This window comes from Selenomonas sp. oral taxon 138 str. F0429 (assembly GCF_000318175.2).
In the GTDB taxonomy this organism is placed as follows: Bacteria; Bacillota; Negativicutes; order Selenomonadales; family Selenomonadaceae; genus Centipeda; species Centipeda timonae.
This window is the reverse complement of sequence record NZ_KB290929.1, coordinates 130,286-150,704: the sequence shown is the minus strand read 5'-3', so window position 1 is coordinate 150,704 and position 20,419 is coordinate 130,286. Positions and strand designations below refer to the sequence as shown.

Here is a 20,419-nt window from a genome sequence, read left to right as displayed (position 1 = left end):
GTGAAGAATATTTACAGGAAGGGAATTTTATTTTTTCGTTAGGAGATGAATGAATGGCGCGAAAAGAGGTGCAGGCAGCGGTACGCCCGGTGCTCATGCGCAGCTTACATTTGAAAAAAGATGCGTTCCGGCAGTTTTTCTATGAGAGTTCGCTTCGTTTCGGGCAGCAGATCGGTAGGGATATTGCGGAGCTGAAGGATGAGACGGCATCCATCGTCAACAAGAAGTATATGTTCTCGCTCGCGACAGAGAAGAGCGGCGCACAGAGTTTCCTGAAGTGGATTGCAGATGAATTCAACGCAGAGGATGTCTCGCATGAGCAGGAGGAGCGCCTGCGCCGCCTCGTTGCGGAGTATCCGAAGATTCGCTCCTACATCCGCATTGAGGAGGATCAGCTCCTCTTCGATCATAATCGCTTTGCCGAGGATGTTGTGGCCGGTCGGTTCAAAGAGACGATCTTCGGCATCACCTTCGATATTCAGAGTGTGATCGAAACGGCGATCAATACGGGTTCGGTGGCACTTGACTTCTCCATTGAGCCGTTTAAAAAGGCACTCCTGTATACGGATCATGTGCGCGCAAACATTCAGCCCTATGCGGAGCGTCTCCTGACGGATATGAGCCTCGGGCATTGGGATCTCTATGAAGAACTGACGGAAGAGGGGCGTGAGGACAGTGTCTGCCTGCGTCTGCCGTCGACGGATTTCCTCGTGGCGCGCCCGCCGCAGATGGATGTCATCATGAACGGCACCTGCGCTATTGACTTCGGTACGCGCAGCACAGTTGTCGTCTGTCGTGACCGCGAGGCACGCCTTCTGCGCATTGGCAAGGGTGACTACGAGAACGAGCCGACGATTCAGGACTATGAGAACCCGACGGCAATCGAGCTGATCGATATCGAGAAGTTTAAGCAGCTCTATCGCGCGCGCGAGGGACGTCCCTATACGGAGTGGGCACAGGTGACGGCGTCCCATCAGGCGGCGGATGCAATCTTTGAGCGCCAGTCCACGGAAGGCATCGCCGTCTACTACTCCGTGTTCAGCGAACTCAAGCGCTGGACGCGTGACACGGCGAACTCACCGATCCTCAAGGACAGGCGCGGCTACATCCAGGAGGTCAAGCCGTATGCGGAGACGCAGCCGCTCGATGCGGGCGGGTTTGACCCGATTGAGATCTATGCCTACTATCTTGGTCTCTATATCAACAATATGCACCGCAACATCTATCTCGACTACATCCTCTCCTTCCCTGTGGGGTATGAGAAGAGCGTACGTGAGCATATCCGCATGAGCTTCGAGCGCGGTCTCAGAAAGACACTGCCGAAGGCTCTGCTGGACGATCCCGAGATGATGCGGCGCTTCCGTGTCTACGACGGCGCGAATGAGCCGGCGGCATATGCGATCAGCGCACTCGAGGCATACGGGCTCGAGCCGAAGCGCGTGGGAGAGGAAGTCGCGTACGGCGTCTTCGACTTCGGTGGCGGCACAACCGACTTTGACTTTGGCGTGGAGTATGTGCCCGAGAACGGGCGGCGCAAATTCGTCATCGAGCAGTTTGGTTTCGGCAGCGACATGTATCTCGGCGGCGAGAACATCCTCGAGCTGCTCGCCTACGAGGTGTTCAAGGACAATCTCGCGGAGATGCGTCAGCACAAGATCACCTTTGCCCTGCCGCCCGAGAGCGAGACTTTTGCAGGGGCGGAGGCGCTCGTGCGTGAGACCCGTGACGCGGCCTCGCATCTCAACAACAAGATCCTCGCCGAGCGCCTGCGTCCCTTCTGGGAGCGGCGTGAGGGCTATGAGGAGTTTGCAGCGGGGGACAGCTTCGATACGAAGATCACGCTGTTCTCCTCAGAGAAGACGGGAAACGCGGGGAACCGCGCAGAGATCAGTCTGCATATTGACGTGCGCAAACTGGAGCGGACACTTGAGGATCGCATTCGCCGTGGTGTTGAGAATTTCTTCCAGGCGATGGCGGCGGCCTTCAAGGGGCGCGATGTGCGCCAGATCCACATCTTCCTCGCTGGCAACTCCTGCAAGGCGCCGATGGTGCGCAAGCTCTTCGATGAGTACATCGCACGTCAGATTAAGGCACTGCATCAACTGACGCCCGATCATCCCGCCGACAAGACGGATGCGGCGGGCAAGAAGCCGGAGGCAAATGCCAAGGCGTTTCCCACACAGAGCAAGGATGCACCCTTCCGTCTCTATCTGCCGCTTGGCATGGAGGATGAGGAGAAGGAGAAAAAGCTTCTTCACGACGGCTTTGACCGTCTACGCACGGGCAAGACGGGTGTTGCGTTTGGACTCCTGCGCTGCCGCAAGGGCGGAAAGGATGTCAAGATCATCAACAAGAATGTGGACGAGCACGATGAACTCCTCTTCCCGTATTTCCTCGGCAGCCTGAACGAGCGCGGCTGCTTCAAGGTGGACATCGATGCGCGCGTCGACTACGGCGTGTGGACGTACTTCACCTACGCGGATGAGGATGAATTCGAGCTCTACTATACGCAGGAGCCACGCGCACTGAAGGGGCATATGAAGGCTGCAGAGGTGCGCATGGTGCGCTGCATGATCGACGATGCGGACGTGAGTGACGATGATGAGGTCGGCGTCTACATCCGCAAGAAGTCTCCGAATACGATCGAATACACCGTTGCCACGGAGAAATCTCTGGCGGCAAAGACCTACAAGGGTACGATCTACACAGTCCGTCTTGGTTGACCCTCTTCTCAACGGAAAGGAGATCCGTGATGCAGCACTTGCCGTTTAAGAACTATATGGAGGATGCCGTTGCATATATGCTGAATCGCCTGGCACCACAGTATCCCGAAATCTGCATGTGTGATCGCTGTCGTACGGATATGATGATGATTGCGCTGAACAACCTCCCGCCGCGCTACGTCTCCACCCATAAGGGCGATGTCCTGCAGCGCGTTGAGGGCATGGAACTCCAGTATGAGGTGGAGGTGCTGACCGAGACCATGCGCGCAATGCAGATTGTCGGCGGTCAGCCGCATCACGGACGAAACGAAGAGGGACTGCGGCAATAGCAGTTCCTATATGAAAAAACACGCGCAGATAAAATTTGTCAAGCGCGTGTTTTTTTGCTAAAATAAGGAAGAAATCAAAGGCGATCTGCGCGTCGGCGTCTCTGAAGAGGCGCGGGCGCATTTCTTTTGCTGTGTGTCTGTTGTTTCGGGAGTGAGGAAGCTGTTATGTTCGCGAGGATAAAGCGTGATATCCGCGTTGTCTTTGAGCGCGACCCTGCGGCGCGCAGTACGATTGAGGTGCTGCTCTGTTACGGCGGGCTGCACGCCATCTGGCTGCACCGCATTGCGCATGCGCTCTATAAACGCGGCTGGGTGCTCATCCCTCGACTGATCTCCAATTTCGGTCGTCTCCTGACGGGCATTGAGATCCATCCGGGCGCGACGATTGGCGAAGGCCTCTTCATCGACCACGGTACGGGCATCGTTATCGGCGAGACGGCGGAGCTCGGCAGGAATGTCACGCTCTATCAAGGCGTGACGCTTGGCGGTACGGGCAAGGAGAAGGGCAAGCGTCACCCGACGCTCGGCAATAATGTCGTCGTCGCCTCGGGCGCAAAGGTGCTCGGCTCGTTCACCGTCGGCGATCATGCGAAGATCGGCGCCGGCTCCGTTGTGCTGAGACCCGTGCCCGCGCACGCAACCGTCGTCGGCATTCCGGGGCGCATCGTTGTCATGAATGGGCAGCGCGTGCGCACGGAGGCGGAGTTCCACCGTGCGCGCGAACTATCACTCGAATGTGAGGAGAGTGCGGAGGAGCTTGCGAGCGAGCTGGATGTCGACCTCGATCACGATATGCTGCCCGATCCAGAGGCAGAGATGATCGAGCAGATGCGGCAGGAGATTGAGGCGCTGAAGTCACGCCTCTCGGAACTGGAACAACGGAAATAGGGGGAGTATCATGCTTACCGTTTACAATACAATGACGCGAAAAAAGGAAGAATTTCACCCACTGCGTGCGAGCGAGGTCAGCATCTACTGCTGCGGCGTGACGCCATACAACGATCCGCATATCGGGAACGCACGTCCCTTCGTCACATGGGATGTCATCCGCCGCTATCTGGTGCGCAAAGGCTATGCGGTGCGCTACATCCAGAACTTCACGGATGTGGACGATAAGATCATCAATGCCGCGAACCGCGAGGGCGTGACGTGGAAGGAGATCTCCGACCGCTATATTGCCGCCTATTTCAAGGCGATGGATGCGCTCAACGTGCGCCGCGCCGATGTGTTCCCACGCGTCTCCGAGACGATGGAGGACATCATCCGCATGATCGAGACGCTGATTGCGCGCGGCTATGCGTACGTGACAGAGGCGGGCGATGTCTACTACCGCGTGGAGGCGTTCGCGCACTATGGCCGCCTCAGCGGGCGCAGCCTCGACGATATGGAGGCGGGTGCACGCGTCGAGGTCAACGAGACGAAGGAGCACCCGATGGACTTTGCGCTCTGGAAGGCGGCAAAGCCGGGCGAGCCCTCGTGGGAGAGTCCGTGGGGCGCGGGGCGTCCCGGCTGGCACATCGAGTGCTCGGCGATGTCCGTGAAATACCTCGGCGAGGTGTTTGACTTCCACGGCGGCGGTAACGACCTCATCTTCCCGCATCACGAGAACGAGATTGCACAGGCGGAGCCGTGCATTGACGGCGACGAGAAGTTTGCACGCTACTGGCTGCACAACGGCTTTATCACGATTGACAACGAGAAGATGTCAAAGTCGAAGAACAATTTCTTCACGGTCAAGGACATCCTCAAGGAGTTCCCAGGCGAGGTCATCCGCTTCTTCATCTTGCAGACGCATTACCGCAGCCCGCTCGATTTCAGTGACGAGCGCCTGCGTGAGGCGCAGACGGCGCTCGAGCGTCTGCGCAATGCAAATGCAGTGATTGCGGATCTCTCCGCTCGCGAGGGCGCATCGGATACGGCGGCGGAGCTTGCGGCACAGGCGGAGACATTCCTGCGCGACTTCGATGCGGCGATGGACGACGACTTCAATACAGCGCTTGCCATCAGTCAGATGTTCGGCCTTGCAAAGGAGATCAACCGCTACCATCAGGAGGTGGAGCGCGGTGCAGCATACGATGCGGCAAACTTCAAGAAGGCAGCGGACGCCTATCATGCGATGGCGGAGATCATCGGGATCTTCGAGCAGGAGGAGGCGGCTGCGGACGATGGGCTTGCCGACGCACTGATGGAGCTCATCATTGGCATTCGACAGGAGGCGCGCGCAGCAAAGAATTGGGCAGTTGCGGACAAAATCCGCGATGGGCTCAAGGAGGCGGGTGTTGTACTTGAGGATACGCCGACGGGCGTGCGCTGGAAGAGAGCGTAGTGCGTGAAGTTTGAACGGTTTCAGCATCTTGTGCGCATGATGTTCCTGCCCGATGAGGCGGGGAATATCCGCACACGCTACGAGGATGTGGATGCCGCGAGCGTGCATCCACTCGTCCTCGCCTATGTGGGCGATGCCTATTTTCACCTCTACGTGCGTATGCGGCTCCTCTCGTACGAACAGGCACAGGTGCAGGCACTCCACGCGTTCAGCGCCCAGATTGTCTCTGCACTCTGGCAGGCACGCGCCTATCGCGGCATTTCGGAGATGCTCACGGAGGAGGAGCAGACGATCTACCGTCGCGCGCGCAACACGAAGAGCCACGCACCGCGCAGTGCGTCCGTAGCCGATTATCACACGAGCACGGGCTTTGAGGCGCTGCTCGGCAGCCTCTACATTCGCGGAGAGCGGGAGAGGCTCGAGGAGATTACGGAGGCGGCATTTCAGATCATCGCAAAAGAGATGATGGAGAATATTCAGCGGGAGCAACATGATGGAAATTAAACTGATCTCAAAGACACCGAACTACCTCAAAACCTGCTGGACGGCGGCGCGGACGTGCTATAGCGCGGATTCGCCGATCGAACTGCTCGCCGAGGAGAAGACCGAGGAGGAGATGCTGCGCCTCCTTGAACGCATCATGACGAGCAAGCATCTCTCGGTTGTGGAACACTGCTCCATGACGTTTGCCGTCAAGGACGTGTCACGCACCCTGCTCGCGCAGTACAGCCGCCATCGCATCGGCGTGTCTCTCAGCGTGCAGAGTCAGCGCTATGTCTCCGAGCAGTCCGCAAAGCAGGCGGACGGGCTGTTTGGTCATGTCATCCCGGAGACCATCGCCGCAAATGAGGAGGCATATGCGCGCTATATGGCGTGTATGCGCGAGATTCAGACGGCGTACGACGATCTGCTCGCGCTTGGCGTTGCAAAGCAGGATGCGCGCTTCGTTTTGCCGGGCGGGGCGTGCACGAATTTCGTCACGACGCTTAACCTGCGCTCCTTTATGGACGTGTATGAAAAGCGTGTGCTGACGCCTGGCGCACAGTGGGAGATCAAGGAGATGATGCTCTGTATGCGCGATCTGATCGTTGCAGAGGAGCCGTGGCTCACGCGATTCATCCCGCGCGGCTGAGAGTGAGGGAGCACATATGAAACGGACAGAGCATCGCGCTGAGGAGCACGTGGACGAGCGCCCCTCGAACATCCTTGCCGGTCGCCACGCCATCACAGAGGCGATCAAGGCGGGGCGCGGCATCAACCGCATCCTGCTCGCAGATGGGCTGCATGGAAACTCTGTGCGCGAGCTGCGCGATCTCGCGCGTGAGCACGGCATCACACTGGACATCGTGAACCGCTCCAAGTTGGATGCTGCCGTGCCCGAAGGTGTGCGCCATCAGGGGGCACTCGCCTACGTCGCACCCGTTGCCTACGTCGCAGTCGAGGAGATCATCGCATCGGCGCGAGAGAGAGGAGAGGATCCGCTCCTGCTCCTGCTCGATGGTATCGAGGATCCGCAGAACCTCGGTGCACTCCTGCGCACAGCGGATGCAGCGGGGGTGCACGGCATCCTCCTGCCGCGCCGTCACAGCGTCCCGCTCACGGAGACGGTAGCGCGCGTTTCGGCGGGCGCACTCGAGTATGTCCCCGTTGCGCGCATCGGCAACATCGCGCAGACCATGCGCGCACTGAAGGAGCAGGGTTTCTGGATTGCGGGCGCGGATATGTCAGGTGAGGAGACCTATGACCGCGCGAACCTCACGGGCGCGCTCGTACTTGTCATCGGCAGCGAGGGGCGGGGGATGAGCCGCCTCACGCGTGATCTCTGCGACTTTACCGTGCGTCTGCCGATGTGCGGCAAGATCAACTCGCTCAACGCTTCGGTTGCGGGCGCGATCCTGATGTACGAAGCATTGCGTCAGCGCATGGCGAAGGCGGCACAGCATGGCTAGGCAGCGGGAGTCCGAGTACTACCTCATCGACGGCTACAACGTCATCAACGCATGGCCGGAGCTGATCCGTCTGCGCGGCAACCTCGATGAGGCGCGCGATGTCCTCGTGCACATCCTCACGGAGTACGGTGCGTTTGAAAACTACGAGATGACCATTGTCTTCGACGCCTTCTTTACCGAGGACGAGGAACACGAGCTGCAGGTCACCGATCGCATGAAGGTGATCTATACGGGGGCAGGTGAGACAGCGGACAGTTGCATCGAGCGCCTTGCCTACACGGCGGTGCGCGCGGGACGCGAGGTACACGTCGTCACCTCGGACGGCGCGGAGCAGAGCGTCATCCTCGGTGCGGGCGCCTACCGCATCACCTCACCGGAGCTGCGCCGCTCTGTGAAGAAGGCAAAGAAGCTGATGAAAACGGAATACATCGGCGCGCATATGCAGCCCCTCGGGCGGATTGAAGTTCATGAGCGGCTTGACCGTGATACACTCGCACGGCTCGAAGAAATGAGACGAAAAAAATAACGGGATTGCTGCACGAAGTCGCTTTGACTCGTGGAACAGTCCCGTTTTTGTGTGCGCCGATCTCACCACCGCTTCGTTTTGCGCCAGAAGGAAGGGCGCAGGAGGATGAGCAGGGTGAAGATTTCGAGGCGGCCGAGGAGCATGGAGAGGCAGAGAATCGCCTTTACGAAGTCCGAGAGTGGTGCATAGGTCGAGGTCGCACTCACGATGCCAAAGGCGGGGCCGATGTTGCCGAGCGTTGTGATGGCGACGGCGACCGCGTCGAACGGCAGCAGCCCATCCATCGTGAGGAGGAATGCCGTGACGAAGATGATTGCGAGGTAGAGAAAGAAGAATGTTCCCACGCGCAGGAGCATGGCGCTGTCCACGTGCGTGCCGCCCAGTGAGATGTCGATGACGCGGTGCGGGTTCAGCTTTTGCAGGATGACGGCGCGCGCATTCCGTACGAGGAGGATGATGCGCGCGACCTTGATGCCGCTCGCAGTCGAGCCGGCGCAGCCGCCGATGAGCATGAGGAGGAGCAGCAGGAGCTTCGAGAACGTCGGCCACGTTTCAAAATCTGCCGAGACAAAGCCTGTCGTCGAGAGCGATGTCGACTGAAAGACAGCGGCGCGCGCAGCCATGTCCGTATCCATTCCCATCTCGATGATGAGGTTGAGGGCGATGAGCAGGATCGCGATGAGAATCATCGAGAGATAGGTGCGAAACTCCGTATTGCGCAGGATGACGGACGGCCCTTTGACCCACGCACGATAGTAGAGCGAAAAGCTGCCGCCTGCGAGGAACATGAAGAGGGCAGTCCACAGCTCGAATGCGAGGCTGTGAAAGTGCATCGTGCTGTCGTCATAGGTCGAGAAGCCGCAGGTTCCTATGGTAGACATTGCGTGCGTGATTGCAACGGAGAAATCCACGCCGCAAAGCATGAAGATGCCCGTCGTCACCGCCGTAAACACGAGGTAGATCTTGAAAAGTGCCATCGTCATATCGCGCAGGCGCGGCATCACGCGGTCTGTCGTCGGCCCCGCGCCCTCGGCGTTGTACATATAAATCGTGCTCGCACCCGACTGCGGCAGGAGCGCGATGAAGATGACGATGATGCCGAGACCGCCGATCCACGCCGTCATCATGCGCCAGAAGAGGATGCTGTACGGGAGACTGCCGAGCGAAGCAAATACGGTTGCGCCTGTCCCTGTAAAGCCCGAGATGCATTCAAATAGCGCGTCAAGAAAGCCAAGATAATTGCCGAGCAGATAGGGGAGCATTCCGAGAAATGTGCCCGTGAACCATCCAAATGCCGTGATGGCAATGCCCTCGCGTGCCGTCAGCTCCTCGGCACGACGTCCGTAGCGGCGGAAGCCGACGCCTGCGAATGCGCTGACGAGGACGGAGAGCATGAACGCCTCTCGGCTCGGCTCATCACCTGCAATGGCAAGGACGAGCGGGATTACGAGCGCACCCGCCATCGCAAACGAGAGGCGCGAGAGTATATAGTTGACCGTATAGATGTTCATCGTTTTCTACCACCTGTGCCCTTTGTCCTCGAATAGTCCGCCGAGGAGGAGGAAAAACGCAAAGATCTCGATGCGTCCGAGGATCATGAGCAGGGCGCAGACAACCTTTGTCCAGACGGGCAGCGCGGCGAGTGTGTCGAGATGTGCGAGCGAGGCGACGCCGCCTGTCGTCGTCAGGCAGGCGACCGTCAGCGTGATCGTCTCGATGGGACTCAGTCCCGCAAGTGCAATGAGGAGACTGCTGACGGAGAAGACGGCGGCAAAGAAGAAGGCAAGCACGAGAATCCGTCCCGCAGAGTGCAGGGGCACGACCTCGCCGCCCTGCCGGACGGCGAGCACCATGCGCGGGTGCAGGGTGCGCAGCAGCTCCGACCACGCAAGCGAGATGAGGACGAGAACGCGCGATATGCGAAAGCCGCCCGCTGCAGAGCCCATGCAGCCGCCGATGATGGCGAGCAGGATGAGCAGCAGTGCTGCACTCGTGTGAAAGGGGGCTGCCTCCTGCAACATGAGTCCGTTCGTCGAGAGAAAGGAAATCGCGTAGAAAAAGCTGTAGCCGAGCGCCTCTGCGATCGGTCGCGCGCCGTGCAGCACAGAGGGGATGGAGAGCAGCACGCCCGCAGCGAGAAAGAGCAGGAAGAACGCGCGCAGCTCCATATGCCGTGTGAGTATCGTGCCGGATCTGCGATGGATGAGCTGCCAAAGCGTGAGGAGTGGCAGTGCCGAGAGCAGCGCGACGAGTCCCGCGCCGAGCATGAGATCGGGACTCGGAGGGACACCTCCCGTCATAGGACCTGCGCCCGAGGCAATCGTAAAGAGTGCGAGAATCAGTGCGGTGAAAATATCATCGCCCGCCATCAGATAGATGCCGACCGAAAGAGCGGTGATGGCGATGTAGAGCAGCGTCATCTCGCGCATGGGGCGCGTCATGCGGTTCCAGAGCGGGCTGAACAAGCGCGCCTGCCGCACGTTGAAATCCACGCCGAAACATCCGCTGACGACGGGAAGCACCGTCACGAGAATCACGATAAAGAGCAGCCCGCCGAACCAGCTCATAAGAGCTCTCCATAGCAGGAGGGAGGGCGGCAGAGCGTCGCCGAACGCTGTCATGCCAGTCGTTGTGAGCGCCGAGATGCACTCGAAGAATGTATCTGCGGGCGAGAGATGCAGCCCCGCGAGATGAAACGGCAGCATCCCAAGCACGGCGAGCAGGAACCAGACGGCAAGGAGGAAGAGTGTGCCCTCCTGCACTGAGAGCTGGCGCATATGGCTGCGCCCCATATTGCCGAATACCATGCCGAGGATCGCCGCGAGCACGCCGAGCGCGAGAAATGATCCCGCCAATGAATCGCCGTAGGCAAAGCCGTAGGCGAACGGGATGAGGTACAGCGGAGCAAAGACGTATGCCGTGCGCCCCATGAGCACCCAGAACAGATCGAAACGCATCAGTCATCTCCAAAATAGGCGAGTGCTTTTTTCGCAAAGCTTTTGAGCACAAAGAGAATCACGCGGTCGCCCGGCAGCAGCTCCGTCATGCCGTTCGGGATCGCCGCCTCCTCGTTGCGCACATAGGCGCAGACGAGGCATTCGCGCGGGAGATTTGCGTTCATCAGCTTCTTTCCCACAACCGGCGCGCCGCTGCTGACGATCACCTCGAGCGCCTCCGCACGCGCGCCCTCGAGCAGGGTCACGCGCGTCACGTCGCCGCCGCGCGCGTAGGCAAGCACCTCGCTCGCCGAGAGCAGGCGCGCCGAGAGGGCGATGTTGACACCAACCTTCTCCATGAGGTCGATGTATTCGTTGCGGTCGACGCGCACGACCGTCTTGATTTTATTGTTTGACAGGTGTCGTGCGAGGAGTGCGAGCATCAGGTTCAGCTTGTCGTCCTCCGTCAGGCAGACGATGACATCCGCCTCCGCGACGCCCTCCTCCGTCAGCAGGTCGATGTCCGTTCCGTCGCCGCAGATCGCAAGCCCCGCCGTCAGCTTTTCTGCGAGCATCTCACAGCGCTCGCGGTCTCGGTCGATCACCTTTACCTGCACGCCCTGCCGTTCGAGCATGAGCGCGAGCGCACGCCCTGTGCGTCCCGCGCCGATGATCGCCGCACGCGTCAGTTTGTGCGTGTCGCTCTGCATGAGGCTCTGGCTGAACTCCTCAATGCGGTCGGGCAGCCCGATGAAGTAGGCGTTGTCGCCCGGCAGGAATACGTCGTCGCCGTGCGGGATAACCATGCGGTGATCGCGGAAGATCAGCCCTGCGAGGACGCCGTGCGGCAGCTTCAGACTTTTCAGCGGCGTGCGCGCAATGGCGGAGCGGCGGCGGATGCGCGTCTCGAAAAGGCGCACCTTGCCCTGTGCGAAATCCTCCACATTGAGCGCGGCGGGCGTCATGAGGATGCGATTGATTTCGTTTGCCGTAATGAGTTCGGGATTGAGCACGAGGTCAATGTCAAAATTTTCCTTGAGATAGCGCCCCGCCTCTACGGTGAAATTCATGTCACGGATGCGTGCGATCGTGTGCGTAATGCCGTGCTTCTTTGCGAGTACGCAGGCGACAATGTTCACCTCGTCGCTCTCCGTCACAGCGATGAGGATGTCCGCACTCTTGATGTCGGGGTCGTTCATCGTGAGCGGGCTTGCGATATTCGCCTCGATCGTCAGCACGTCGAGCGTCGTCTTTGCCGCCTCAAGCTGGCTCTCCTCGCCGTCCACCACGACGACATCCATGCCCTCCTCCGAGAGCAGCGCCGCAATACTGTAGCCCAGCCTCCCCGCACCTGCGATTACGATCCGCACAATGAGTCCCTCCTGCGTATACTGAATGAAATATAAAGAAGTATACCATAGATTCGCGGTAAGTTAAACTTATACGTGAGGAACAATGCGCTTTCTTTTGTCGCAGCGGCAATTTTGTGTTAGACTATCCCTATGGAAAATTATGAAGGGGGAGATCACTTGCTGTGCTTTTCGGGGGTGTCCGTGGATTACGGGACAGGGACGGATGCTGTGCACGCGATTGCGGACACGAGCCTCTGCGTGGAGCGGGGGACAGTGCTCGCGCTGATCGGTGCGTCCGGCTGCGGCAAGTCCACGCTCCTGCGCGTGGGGGCGGGACTTGTGCGCCCGACTGCGGGGACAATCACGTCAGATGGCGTGCCCATTGACCCGCGCACGCTGCGCATTGGCTTCCTGCCGCAGAACTACGGTCTGCTCGCATGGAAGACAGTGCGCGAGAATATCCTGCTCGGCGCACAGATCAAGGGGGAGTGGAGCACCGAGCGGGTGTCGGCATTTGATGAACTCGTCGCAGATCTTGGACTCTCCGACCTCTTGGAGCGCTATCCGCGTGAACTCTCGGGGGGACAGCAACAGCGCGTGGGGCTTGCGCGCGTCTTTCTGCTCGCCCCCGATCTCCTGCTGATGGATGAGCCGTTCTCCGCGCTCGATGCGATTACGCGCGAGTCCATGCAGGAGGTATTCCTCTCGCTGTGGAAAAAGCAAGCTGTGACGACCCTGCTCGTGACGCATTATGTCGAGGAGGCACTGACGCTCGCAGGGCGGATTGCAGTCATGCGCGGGACGCCGGGGCGCGTTGCCGAGATCATGGACAATCCCTATGCGGGCGACCTCGCGCACCGTTCCTCTCAGACGTTCTTTGCGATGGGGCAGGAGCTGCGCGCAAAGATCGAGGGAGGCGTATGATGGCGAAGATTTCACTGCGGATGTTCGTGCTTGGCATCATCTTCTCGCTTGCTCTTTGGGCGGTTGTTGCACATCTTCTCGCGATGCCCGTGATCCCGCCGCCAGAGCAAGTGCTACTGCGTCTCGCACAGAAATTTACAGACGTGATTGCCGTTCATGCGGGCTACAGCCTGATGCGCATTGTGCTCGGTCTCGCTGCTGCCGTTGCCGTGGGCTATCCCGTCGGCGTTCTGATGGGATATTTCCCGCGCGTGAACCGTCTGCTCGCACCGCTCCTCTACCTGACCTATCCCGTGCCGAAGATTGCGCTGCTGCCCGTGGTCATGCTGCTCTTCGGAGTGGGGGAGACAAGCAAGCTGCTGCTTGTCTTCCTCATCATCGTCTTTCAGGTTGTCGTTGCCGTGCGCGACGCCGTTGCCGTGATTCCCGCCGAGACCTATGCGCCGCTGCGCGTGCTCGGTGCGTCCTTTGCGCAGATTGTACGGCACATCATCGTGCCCGCCTCACTGCCGAAGTTCATCACGGCTGTGCGCGTGGCGATGGCAACGGCGATCTCCGTGCTGTTCTTCACGGAGACGTTCGGCACGCAGTACGGCATTGGCTACTATATTATGGACGCGTGGCTGCGTGTGAACTACCTTGATATGTATGCGGGCATCGTTGTTCTCAGTACGATGGGGCTGCTGCTCTTTGCCCTGCTCGACTGGGCGGAGCGGCGCCTATGTGCGTGGAATCGATCGTAAATGAAAAGAGCGGCTGATCGTGCAGTCGCTCTTTTCGTGTCTAGCGCATCAATGCGAATCCATTTGTATCGAAGTAATTGATCCCGCCGTCCGCCGCGCGGGTGAAATAGATCGCATCAAAGTGGAGGCGATAGTCTCCTGCCTCGTACTCCTGCAATTCCTTTGGAAGAGAGAAGGTATTGTGCTCCTCCGCGTACGCTGTCACTCGGTCGATATAGGGGGCGAGGTCGATGAGCTCCTCGGTTCCGTCTGCCCGCCTGATGGTAAGCAAGCCTTCGGGGGTTATATCTTCTCTGCTGAATCGGCGGAGCGTTTGATATCCCGAAATATCCATTGCTTCGCGGGCGTCAAATGAAATATCATAGATCTTTGTTTGTCTGAGCCCTTTGACGCCGTAACTTTCGCTGATAATATTGGCGGCGAGCGGGGAGCTCTCCTCTCCAATGTAGAAGGCGATGTCCCTGATCTCCTCGATCAGTTCGGGCGGCGTATCATCTCTTATGATGAACTGCCCGTTCTGCACAAGATCGTTCTCCGTGAGGATGCGGCTCAGCCGCACCTCCTGACTGTGCTGCGGCACGTCGATAATGTTGAGCGGGGTGAGGGTAAAGATGAGCGCGAGGATGGCGGCGCACAGGTAGATCTGCTGCGGTTTCTTCCTCAAAAATGCGACGATAAGAGCATAGATACCGCAGATGGTGCAGATCATCGAGGCGTAGCGTGCCGTCGTCAGCCCATACGCCTCATAGCGCAGATACACGCCGTAGAGCTGGATGGCGAGGATGGGGAGGAAGAGGAGAAGCCCCCATTTCAGAAAGCGTGTGAAAAGCGAGAGACGATTTTGCTCCGCGAGCGTGCCGAAGAAGAATGTGAAGGCAAGGAGAGCGAACGAGGCGTACCAGTTCATTGTGCCGACGGGCATCTCACCTGCCAGAATAATTTTGCCCACGTAGAGGTAGAGCACGAGGAGGAGCAGGGCGTAGACGGGGAAGAGGAGATAGAGCAGGACTTTTTGCGCGGCGGCAGGGAAGGAATAGCGAGCGCCCGCTTGTGGCAGTGTGCCGAGAAATGCGCCCGCGCCCCACAGCCCATACGCTGTCAACCCGATGAAGAGATAGACCGTCTCTGCCGTCCATGAGGCGGCGTCGGTTACAACGAGTGCCCAGAATGCGGCGGCGCAGGTCATGAGTCCGAGGAAGAGCAGGATGCTCGTCCCAAGTGAAAAGGCAGCTGCAAAGGTGAGGGCGGGCAGTCCCGTCGCATTGTTTGCGCGTTCAAGGAAAAAGAGCGCGAGGAAGGAGAGTGCGAGCAAAACGCCGCCCGTTCCGATCAGCAAATGCCTGCTCGGTGTTTCCACGCCATACCACAGGGCGGCAAGCACGATGAACAGCGCGATGGAAACCGCTGCGCCGATCAGGATCGGCCGTTTCTGCGGAAAGGCATCTGTGAGCAGCTGACATGCAGCCGCTGCCAGCCATGCGGCAAAGAGCGCGGGCATGAGGCGGATGAGATGATCGAACAGCTCAGTACCCGCAGTGCCGAACGGCGATGTGCTCTCAGGGCGCAGCAGGATGATCGCTGCGGCGACAAGAAATCCGACGACCTGCCAGCAGACGGCGACGGGAAAGCGGCGGACAAGCGCGTGCGCCTGCCCCTTCAGATGCAGAATCCTCATGGAAATATTCAATGTGCTCCCCTCCTTAAGAAATTGCTGATAAAATGAAGTCCATGCCGACATTCTATCGTTCTGGTAATTTTCCGTCAATGCACATAGGATTAACCTCGTGAATACATCCCATAGATACCTTTACAATCCCCTCCGAAAAATGGTAAGATGGGCGCGTGGATTTTTCCGTGCGGACAGGGAATCTGTTCGGCTTTCTTTTAGGAAAAGGATGGTACGCAATATGAACGAGCTTCTCTATAAAATTCCTGCCAATACGCCGCGCGAGGAGGTCATTCGTCAGCTCAAGGCACATCCCGAGGTGCGCTTCGTCTCGCTCGTGGGGATCGATATGGCGGGCAACGATACAGATGAGAAGATCCCCGTGCGGATTTTTATTGAGGACATTGAGAAATTCTACAACGGAACAGCCGTGCAGACGGACGGCTCCTCTGTCGTCCTGCCGAAGATTGCAACGATCAATAACGCGAAGGTGGATCTTCCGATCGATCCTGCGGTCAACTGGTTCGTGGACTACGATCCCGAGAGTTCGGACGAGGAGATGGGGCTGCCCATCGGGACGCTGCGGATCCCATCCTTTATCATTCACGAGGAAAAGCGCGTCGACTCGCGTGCCGCGCTTGTGGATACACTCGCCTATGTCAAGCAGGAGCTGCTCGATTTCTTCCACGCAAATCCGGAGATCTCGGGATCGCCGAGCCTGAACGGGAAGGACATCGTGGACATTGCGTTCACGTCGGCGACGGAGCTCGAGTTCTGGGTCAAGACGCCGCTTGATGACAATGCGTCCATCGAGGAGATGTCCGCCTCGCAGGTGATGAACGAGCAGTATTGGGAGCGCACGCATGGCGCTGTGCGCACGGCGCTCGAGGACTGCCTCATCCAGCTCGATAAATATGGCTTCCACATGGAGATGGGGCACAAGGAGGTCGGCGGACTCAAGGCGCAGATCGACGAGAATGGCCGCATGACGCACGTCTGCGAGCAGATCGAGATCGACTGGCAGTTTGACAACGCCGTGCAGGCGGCGGACAACGAGCTCTTTGTCCGCACCTTCGTCCGCGAGATCTTCCGCCTCTACGGGCTCGAGGTCAACTTCAAGGCGAAGCCGCTCATCGGGCTTGCGGGCAACGGTGAGCACACGCATCTCAGCCTCGCGGCGATCACGAAGGACGGTAAGCGGCACAGCCTCTTTGCCGCCGATGATCAGAACGCGGACTATATGAATGCCGTCGGCTACGGTGCGCTTATGGGGCTCCTCAAGAACTACGAGGCGATCAATCCGTTCGTCTCTGCGACGAATGATGCATTCAACCGTCTGAAGCCGGGCTTTGAGGCGCCTGTCTGCGTCGTCACCTCGTTCGGCACGACGCCCGCAATCCCGTCGCGCAACCGCACGGTGCTCGTGAGCCTCATCCGCGACCTCAAGAACCCGCTCGCAACGCGCTTCGAGCTGCGCGCAACGAATCCGTACTCCAACACCTATCTCGTCATCGCCGCAGCCTACCTTGCGATTCTCGACGGCATTCGCCATACGGCGGGACACACGACGGCACAGCTTCTCGGTGAGCTCTCGAAGCAGCCGGGCGAGAAGGGCTTCTACCTCGAGACCGACCGCGCCTATCGGAGCGAGGAGGATGTCTTCGAGTACTATACGGCGGAAGAGCGAGACGCACGCTTTGGCAAGCCGCCCGCGACCGTCTGGGAGAACATGCTCGGCTTCGACCTCTACCCCGAGAAGGTGGCGGTGCTCACGGCGGGCAATACGCTCCGCCCGCAGATCATCGACTCGTTCCGCACGGGCGCGCTCCTGCGCTGGAAGATCGAGCTCATCAGCCGCATCATCCCCGAGAACCGCAAGCTCGTGCGCCGCATGACGGAGATCAAGAGCGATTTCGTCACCGATCAGGATGCCTATATGTGGAACAAGATCCACGATCTTCGTATCTACCTCGCAAAGGACACGATCGACGACAAGGCACTCTTCACCCTGCTCATCAAGGCACTGAATGAGGGCGACTACCCAACGGCATCCGCGCTGCAGCTTGAGATGTATGCGAAGATGGAGGAGCTCAAGGGGCTCTACGAATGCTATAAAAAGAATATGATCTGACCGTAAGAGGCTCTGTCGAAAATTCGGCGGAGCTTCTTTTGAAAAATAAAAGTCAAAAAATCAAAAATTATATTTGACTTTTTGACCTTATCTGTTATAATGGAGACATAAACATGAAATAAATTGTGGAGGACATGGATATGGAACAGGATAAATACACAGCGCGGACGCTTGCTGCGCTGCAATCGGCACAGCAGATTGCTGCAATGCGCTATCATCAGGAAATCACGTCGGCGCACGTGCTGCTCGCGCTCGCAAAGGAGCCGGAGGGGCTGCTCGCAACGATCTTCGAGGTCTGCAACGTCGACCTGCCGATGCTCAAGGCACGGCTTGAGAAGGAGCTTGCAACTATCCCGAGTGTGCGCGGTACGAACCGTCTCGGCATGGGGATGGATATGGTGCGCGTGCTTGGCCGAGCCGAGGAACTGGCGAAGTCGATGAAGGACGAGTATGTCTCGACGGAGCATCTCCTGCTCGCACTCGTCACGGACGGGAGCGACGAGGTGCAGGCGATTGCGCGTGAGTTCCGGCTGACGAAGAGTGCGGTGCAGGATGCGATCCAGAAACATCGCAAGCAGAATGTCACGAGCGACAACCCCGAGGAGGGGTATCAGTCGCTCGAGAAATACGGGCGCGATCTGACAGCGGCGGCACGTGCGAACAAGCTCGACCCCGTGATCGGACGCGACGAGGAGATCCGCCGCTCGATCGAGATTCTCTCGCGCCGTACGAAGAACAACCCGGTGCTCATCGGTGAGCCGGGCGTCGGCAAGACAGCGATTGTCGAGGGGCTTGCCCGCCGCATCGTGGCGGGGGATGTGCCAGAGTCGCTGAAGAACAAGACACTCTACTCGCTCGACATGGGCGCACTGGTCGCGGGTGCGAAGTTCCGCGGCGAGTTCGAGGAACGTCTCAAGGCGGTACTCAATGAGATTGCAAAGTCTGAGGGGCAGATCCTGCTCTTCATCGACGAGGTACATACGGTCGTCGGCGCGGGCGCGGCCGAGGGTGCGATGGATGCGGGCAATCTGCTGAAACCGCTCCTCGCGCGCGGTGAGCTGCGCTGCATTGGTGCGACGACGCTGAACGAGTACCGCAAGTATATCGAGAAGGACACGGCGCTCGAGCGCCGCTTCCAGCCCGTCATGGTCGGCGAGCCGAGCGTGGAGGACACGATCTCGATTCTGCGCGGACTCAAGGATCGCTACGAGGTGCATCACGGCGTCCGCATCCGCGACGCGGCACTCGTTGCAGCGGCAACGCTCTCGGATCGCTACATCTCCGACCGATTCCTGCCGGATAAGGCAATCGACCTCGTCGATGAGGCCGCGGCAAAGCTGCGCACGGAGATCGAGTCCATGCCCGCACCGCTTGACGAGATTCGGCGCAAGATCCTCCAACTCGACATCGAGGAGGAGGCTCTGAAAAAGGAGACGGACGAGGCATCGAAAGAAAAGCTCGCCGCTCTTGTTGCCGAGAAGGAAGAACTTCACACCGAGGAGCAGAAGCTCCAGGAGAAGTGGGAAGGCGAGACGCAGGCGATCCTGCGCGTGCGCGCCATCAAGAAGGAGATGGACGAACTGCGCGGCGAGATGGAGGCTGCGGAGCGCGCCCAAAACCTTGCGCGTGCCTCGGAGCTGAAATACGGCAAGATGCCCGAGCTCGAGAAGAAGCTCGCGGACGAGGAGGCGGCGATTGCCGCGCAGTCCGAGGGCGAGCGTATGCTCAAGGAGGAGGTCGGCGAGGAGGACATCGCGCGCGTTGTCAGCCGTTGGACGGGCATACCCGTCACGAAGATGATGACGGGCGAGCGCGAGAAGCTGCTCCACCTCGAAGAGGTGCTACATGAGCGCGTCGTCGGTCAGGACGAGGCGGTAACGGCAGTCAGCGAGGCAATCCTGCGCGCACGTGCGGGCATCAAGGATCCGAACCGTCCGATTGGCTCCTTCATCTTCCTCGGCCCCACGGGCGTGGGCAAGACCGAGCTTGCAAAGACGCTCGCCGAGTCCCTCTTTGACGACGAGCGGAGCATGATCCGCATCGACATGAGCGAGTATATGGAGAAGCACAGCGTCTCGCGTCTCATCGGTGCGCCTCCGGGCTATGTCGGCTACGATGAGGGCGGCCAGCTGACGGAGGCGGTGCGCCGCCGTCCGTACAGCGTCATCCTGCTCGACGAGATCGAGAAGGCGCATCGCGACGTGTTCAACGTGCTGCTGCAGATTCTCGACGACGGGCGTCTGACGGACGGCAAGGGGCGCGTCGTGAACTTCAAGAACACCGTCATCATCATGACGAGCAACCTCGGCTCGCATGAGATCCTGAGCAAGGACTACGCAGAGGCGGAGACGGCGGTGCGCGCCCTGCTGCGGGAGTATTTCCGCCCCGAGTTCCTGAACCGCGTGGACGATACGATTGTGTTCAAGGCTCTTACAAAGGACGATGTGAAGCGCATCGCGGCAATCATGCTTGCGGCACTCAGCAAGCGTCTTGAGCGTCAGGCGGACATCCAGCTCACATGGGATGATGCGGCGCTTGCGGCACTCGCGGAGGAAGGCTTCGACCCCGACTTCGGTGCGCGTCCGCTCCGTCGTCTGCTCACGCACACGGTCGAGACCGCCCTCTCGAAGAAGATCATCGCGGGTGATGTGCGCGGCGGTGATGTCGTGGAGCTTGGCTATGACGGGACGGAGTTTACGTTTAAGACCCTCTGAATATCTTGAGACTGCTCTTTTCGGGGCAGTCTTTTTCTTTGTTTCGTACCAAAGGTTACAGCCTTTCTTCACCGACCTGCGTTATAATCATCACACAGAG

General features: G+C 59.2%; 16 protein-coding genes. 12 read left to right on the top strand and 4 right to left on the bottom strand.

The window, feature by feature from the left end:
• The first annotated feature begins 53 nt into the window (after positions 1–53).
• The 8 genes from HMPREF9163_RS01345 to HMPREF9163_RS01310 all read left to right on the top strand — a co-directional run bounded on the left by HMPREF9163_RS01345 (position 54) and on the right by HMPREF9163_RS01310 (position 7,853).
• Positions 54–2,723, top strand: coding sequence for a hypothetical protein (locus HMPREF9163_RS01345; RefSeq protein WP_009439824.1), 2,670 nt, complete (start codon positions 54–56; stop codon positions 2,721–2,723).
• A gap of 29 nt (positions 2,724–2,752) precedes the next feature.
• The gene (locus HMPREF9163_RS01340) at positions 2,753–3,052 is read left to right on the top strand and encodes a late competence development ComFB family protein (protein ID WP_009439823.1); all 300 of its coding nucleotides are present in this window, start codon (positions 2,753–2,755) and stop codon (positions 3,050–3,052) included.
• Between the two features lie 165 nt (positions 3,053–3,217).
• Entirely contained in the window at positions 3,218–3,940 is a 723-nt protein-coding gene (gene cysE, locus HMPREF9163_RS01335; protein WP_009439822.1) for a serine O-acetyltransferase, read from the top strand.
• Between the two features lie 10 nt (positions 3,941–3,950).
• Positions 3,951–5,378 carry a cysteine--tRNA ligase gene (gene cysS, locus HMPREF9163_RS01330; RefSeq protein ID WP_009439821.1) on the top strand — a complete coding sequence of 476 codons (1,428 nt, stop codon included), beginning with the start codon at positions 3,951–3,953 and terminating at the stop codon, positions 5,376–5,378.
• A 3-nt stretch (positions 5,379–5,381) separates the two neighbouring features.
• On the top strand, positions 5,382–5,882 hold the full coding sequence (locus HMPREF9163_RS01325; protein WP_037345594.1) for a Mini-ribonuclease 3: 501 nt from the start codon (positions 5,382–5,384) through the stop codon (positions 5,880–5,882).
• Positions 5,872–6,510, top strand: coding sequence for an FAD-dependent thymidylate synthase (gene thyX, locus HMPREF9163_RS01320; RefSeq protein WP_037345592.1), 639 nt, complete (start codon positions 5,872–5,874; stop codon positions 6,508–6,510). The genes HMPREF9163_RS01325 and thyX overlap by 11 nt, the downstream gene beginning before the upstream one ends.
• 16 nt (positions 6,511–6,526) lie before the next feature.
• Positions 6,527–7,327, top strand: a complete 801-nt coding sequence (gene rlmB, locus HMPREF9163_RS01315; protein WP_009439818.1) for a 23S rRNA (guanosine(2251)-2'-O)-methyltransferase RlmB — start codon at positions 6,527–6,529, stop codon at positions 7,325–7,327.
• Positions 7,320–7,853 (top strand): NYN domain-containing protein, encoded by a 534-nt coding sequence (locus HMPREF9163_RS01310; protein WP_009439817.1) that lies wholly within the window; start codon positions 7,320–7,322, stop codon positions 7,851–7,853. The genes rlmB and HMPREF9163_RS01310 overlap by 8 nt, the downstream gene beginning before the upstream one ends.
• A gap of 62 nt (positions 7,854–7,915) precedes the next feature.
• Here HMPREF9163_RS01310 and HMPREF9163_RS01305 read toward each other — a convergent pair whose 3' ends face one another.
• Genes HMPREF9163_RS01305 through trkA form a run of 3 tightly spaced genes read right to left on the bottom strand, consistent with a single transcriptional unit; the run spans position 7,916 to position 12,159 of the window.
• On the bottom strand, positions 7,916–9,364 hold the full coding sequence (locus HMPREF9163_RS01305; protein WP_009439816.1) for a TrkH family potassium uptake protein: 1,449 nt from the start codon (positions 9,362–9,364) through the stop codon (positions 7,916–7,918).
• Positions 9,365–9,370: 6 nt separating this feature from the next.
• Positions 9,371–10,810, bottom strand: coding sequence for a TrkH family potassium uptake protein (locus tag HMPREF9163_RS01300; RefSeq protein WP_009439815.1), 1,440 nt, complete (start codon positions 10,808–10,810; stop codon positions 9,371–9,373).
• Entirely contained in the window at positions 10,810–12,159 is a 1,350-nt protein-coding gene (gene trkA, locus HMPREF9163_RS01295) for a Trk system potassium transporter TrkA (RefSeq protein WP_009439814.1), read from the bottom strand. Before trkA ends, HMPREF9163_RS01300 begins: the two co-directional genes overlap by 1 nt.
• A 132-nt stretch (positions 12,160–12,291) precedes the next feature.
• On the opposite strand from trkA, the gene HMPREF9163_RS01290 reads away from it, so the two are divergent.
• Entirely contained in the window at positions 12,292–13,065 is a 774-nt protein-coding gene (locus tag HMPREF9163_RS01290; protein WP_009439813.1) for an ABC transporter ATP-binding protein, read from the top strand.
• Positions 13,062–13,808: an ABC transporter permease gene (locus HMPREF9163_RS01285; RefSeq protein WP_009439812.1), complete on the top strand. Its 747-nt coding sequence runs from the start codon at positions 13,062–13,064 to the stop codon at positions 13,806–13,808. Before HMPREF9163_RS01290 ends, HMPREF9163_RS01285 begins: the two co-directional genes overlap by 4 nt.
• Before the next feature lie 40 nt (positions 13,809–13,848).
• Here the strand turns inward: HMPREF9163_RS01285 and HMPREF9163_RS01280 are convergent, their stop codons facing one another.
• Entirely contained in the window at positions 13,849–15,495 is a 1,647-nt protein-coding gene (locus HMPREF9163_RS01280; protein ID WP_198142757.1) for a DUF4153 domain-containing protein, read from the bottom strand.
• 220 nt (positions 15,496–15,715) lie between these two features.
• Between HMPREF9163_RS01280 and HMPREF9163_RS01275 the strand changes: the two genes are divergently transcribed.
• Both HMPREF9163_RS01275 and clpB read left to right on the top strand, forming a co-directional pair.
• Complete coding sequence (locus HMPREF9163_RS01275; RefSeq protein ID WP_037345628.1) at positions 15,716–17,605, top strand: glutamine synthetase; 1,890 nt, start codon at positions 15,716–15,718, stop codon at positions 17,603–17,605.
• Between the two features lie 140 nt (positions 17,606–17,745).
• Positions 17,746–20,319, top strand: a complete 2,574-nt coding sequence (clpB, locus tag HMPREF9163_RS01270) for an ATP-dependent chaperone ClpB (protein ID WP_037345588.1) — start codon at positions 17,746–17,748, stop codon at positions 20,317–20,319.
• Positions 20,320–20,419: the final 100 nt, after the last annotated feature.

What these genes read in the sequence shown, in the direction of transcription:
- HMPREF9163_RS01285 (WP_009439812.1), top strand. Translation starts at nt 13,062, where the DNA reads ATGATGGCGAAGATTTCACTGCGGATGTTCGTGCTTGGCATCATCTTC.
- rlmB (WP_009439818.1), top strand. Translation starts at nt 6,527, where the DNA reads ATGAAACGGACAGAGCATCGCGCTGAGGAGCACGTGGACGAGCGCCCC.
- HMPREF9163_RS01310 (WP_009439817.1), top strand. Translation starts at nt 7,320, where the DNA reads ATGGCTAGGCAGCGGGAGTCCGAGTACTACCTCATCGACGGCTACAAC.
- HMPREF9163_RS01345 (WP_009439824.1), top strand. Translation starts at nt 54, where the DNA reads ATGGCGCGAAAAGAGGTGCAGGCAGCGGTACGCCCGGTGCTCATGCGC.
- cysE (WP_009439822.1), top strand. Translation starts at nt 3,218, where the DNA reads ATGTTCGCGAGGATAAAGCGTGATATCCGCGTTGTCTTTGAGCGCGAC.
- HMPREF9163_RS01275 (WP_037345628.1), top strand. Translation starts at nt 15,716, where the DNA reads ATGAACGAGCTTCTCTATAAAATTCCTGCCAATACGCCGCGCGAGGAG.
- HMPREF9163_RS01300 (WP_009439815.1), bottom strand. Translation starts at nt 10,810, where the DNA reads ATGCGTTTCGATCTGTTCTGGGTGCTCATGGGGCGCACGGCATACGTC.
- thyX (WP_037345592.1), top strand. Translation starts at nt 5,872, where the DNA reads ATGGAAATTAAACTGATCTCAAAGACACCGAACTACCTCAAAACCTGC.
- clpB (WP_037345588.1), top strand. Translation starts at nt 17,746, where the DNA reads ATGGAACAGGATAAATACACAGCGCGGACGCTTGCTGCGCTGCAATCG.
- HMPREF9163_RS01290 (WP_009439813.1), top strand. Translation starts at nt 12,292, where the DNA reads ATGGAAAATTATGAAGGGGGAGATCACTTGCTGTGCTTTTCGGGGGTG.
- cysS (WP_009439821.1), top strand. Translation starts at nt 3,951, where the DNA reads ATGCTTACCGTTTACAATACAATGACGCGAAAAAAGGAAGAATTTCAC.
- HMPREF9163_RS01340 (WP_009439823.1), top strand. Translation starts at nt 2,753, where the DNA reads ATGCAGCACTTGCCGTTTAAGAACTATATGGAGGATGCCGTTGCATAT.
- HMPREF9163_RS01305 (WP_009439816.1), bottom strand. Translation starts at nt 9,364, where the DNA reads ATGAACATCTATACGGTCAACTATATACTCTCGCGCCTCTCGTTTGCG.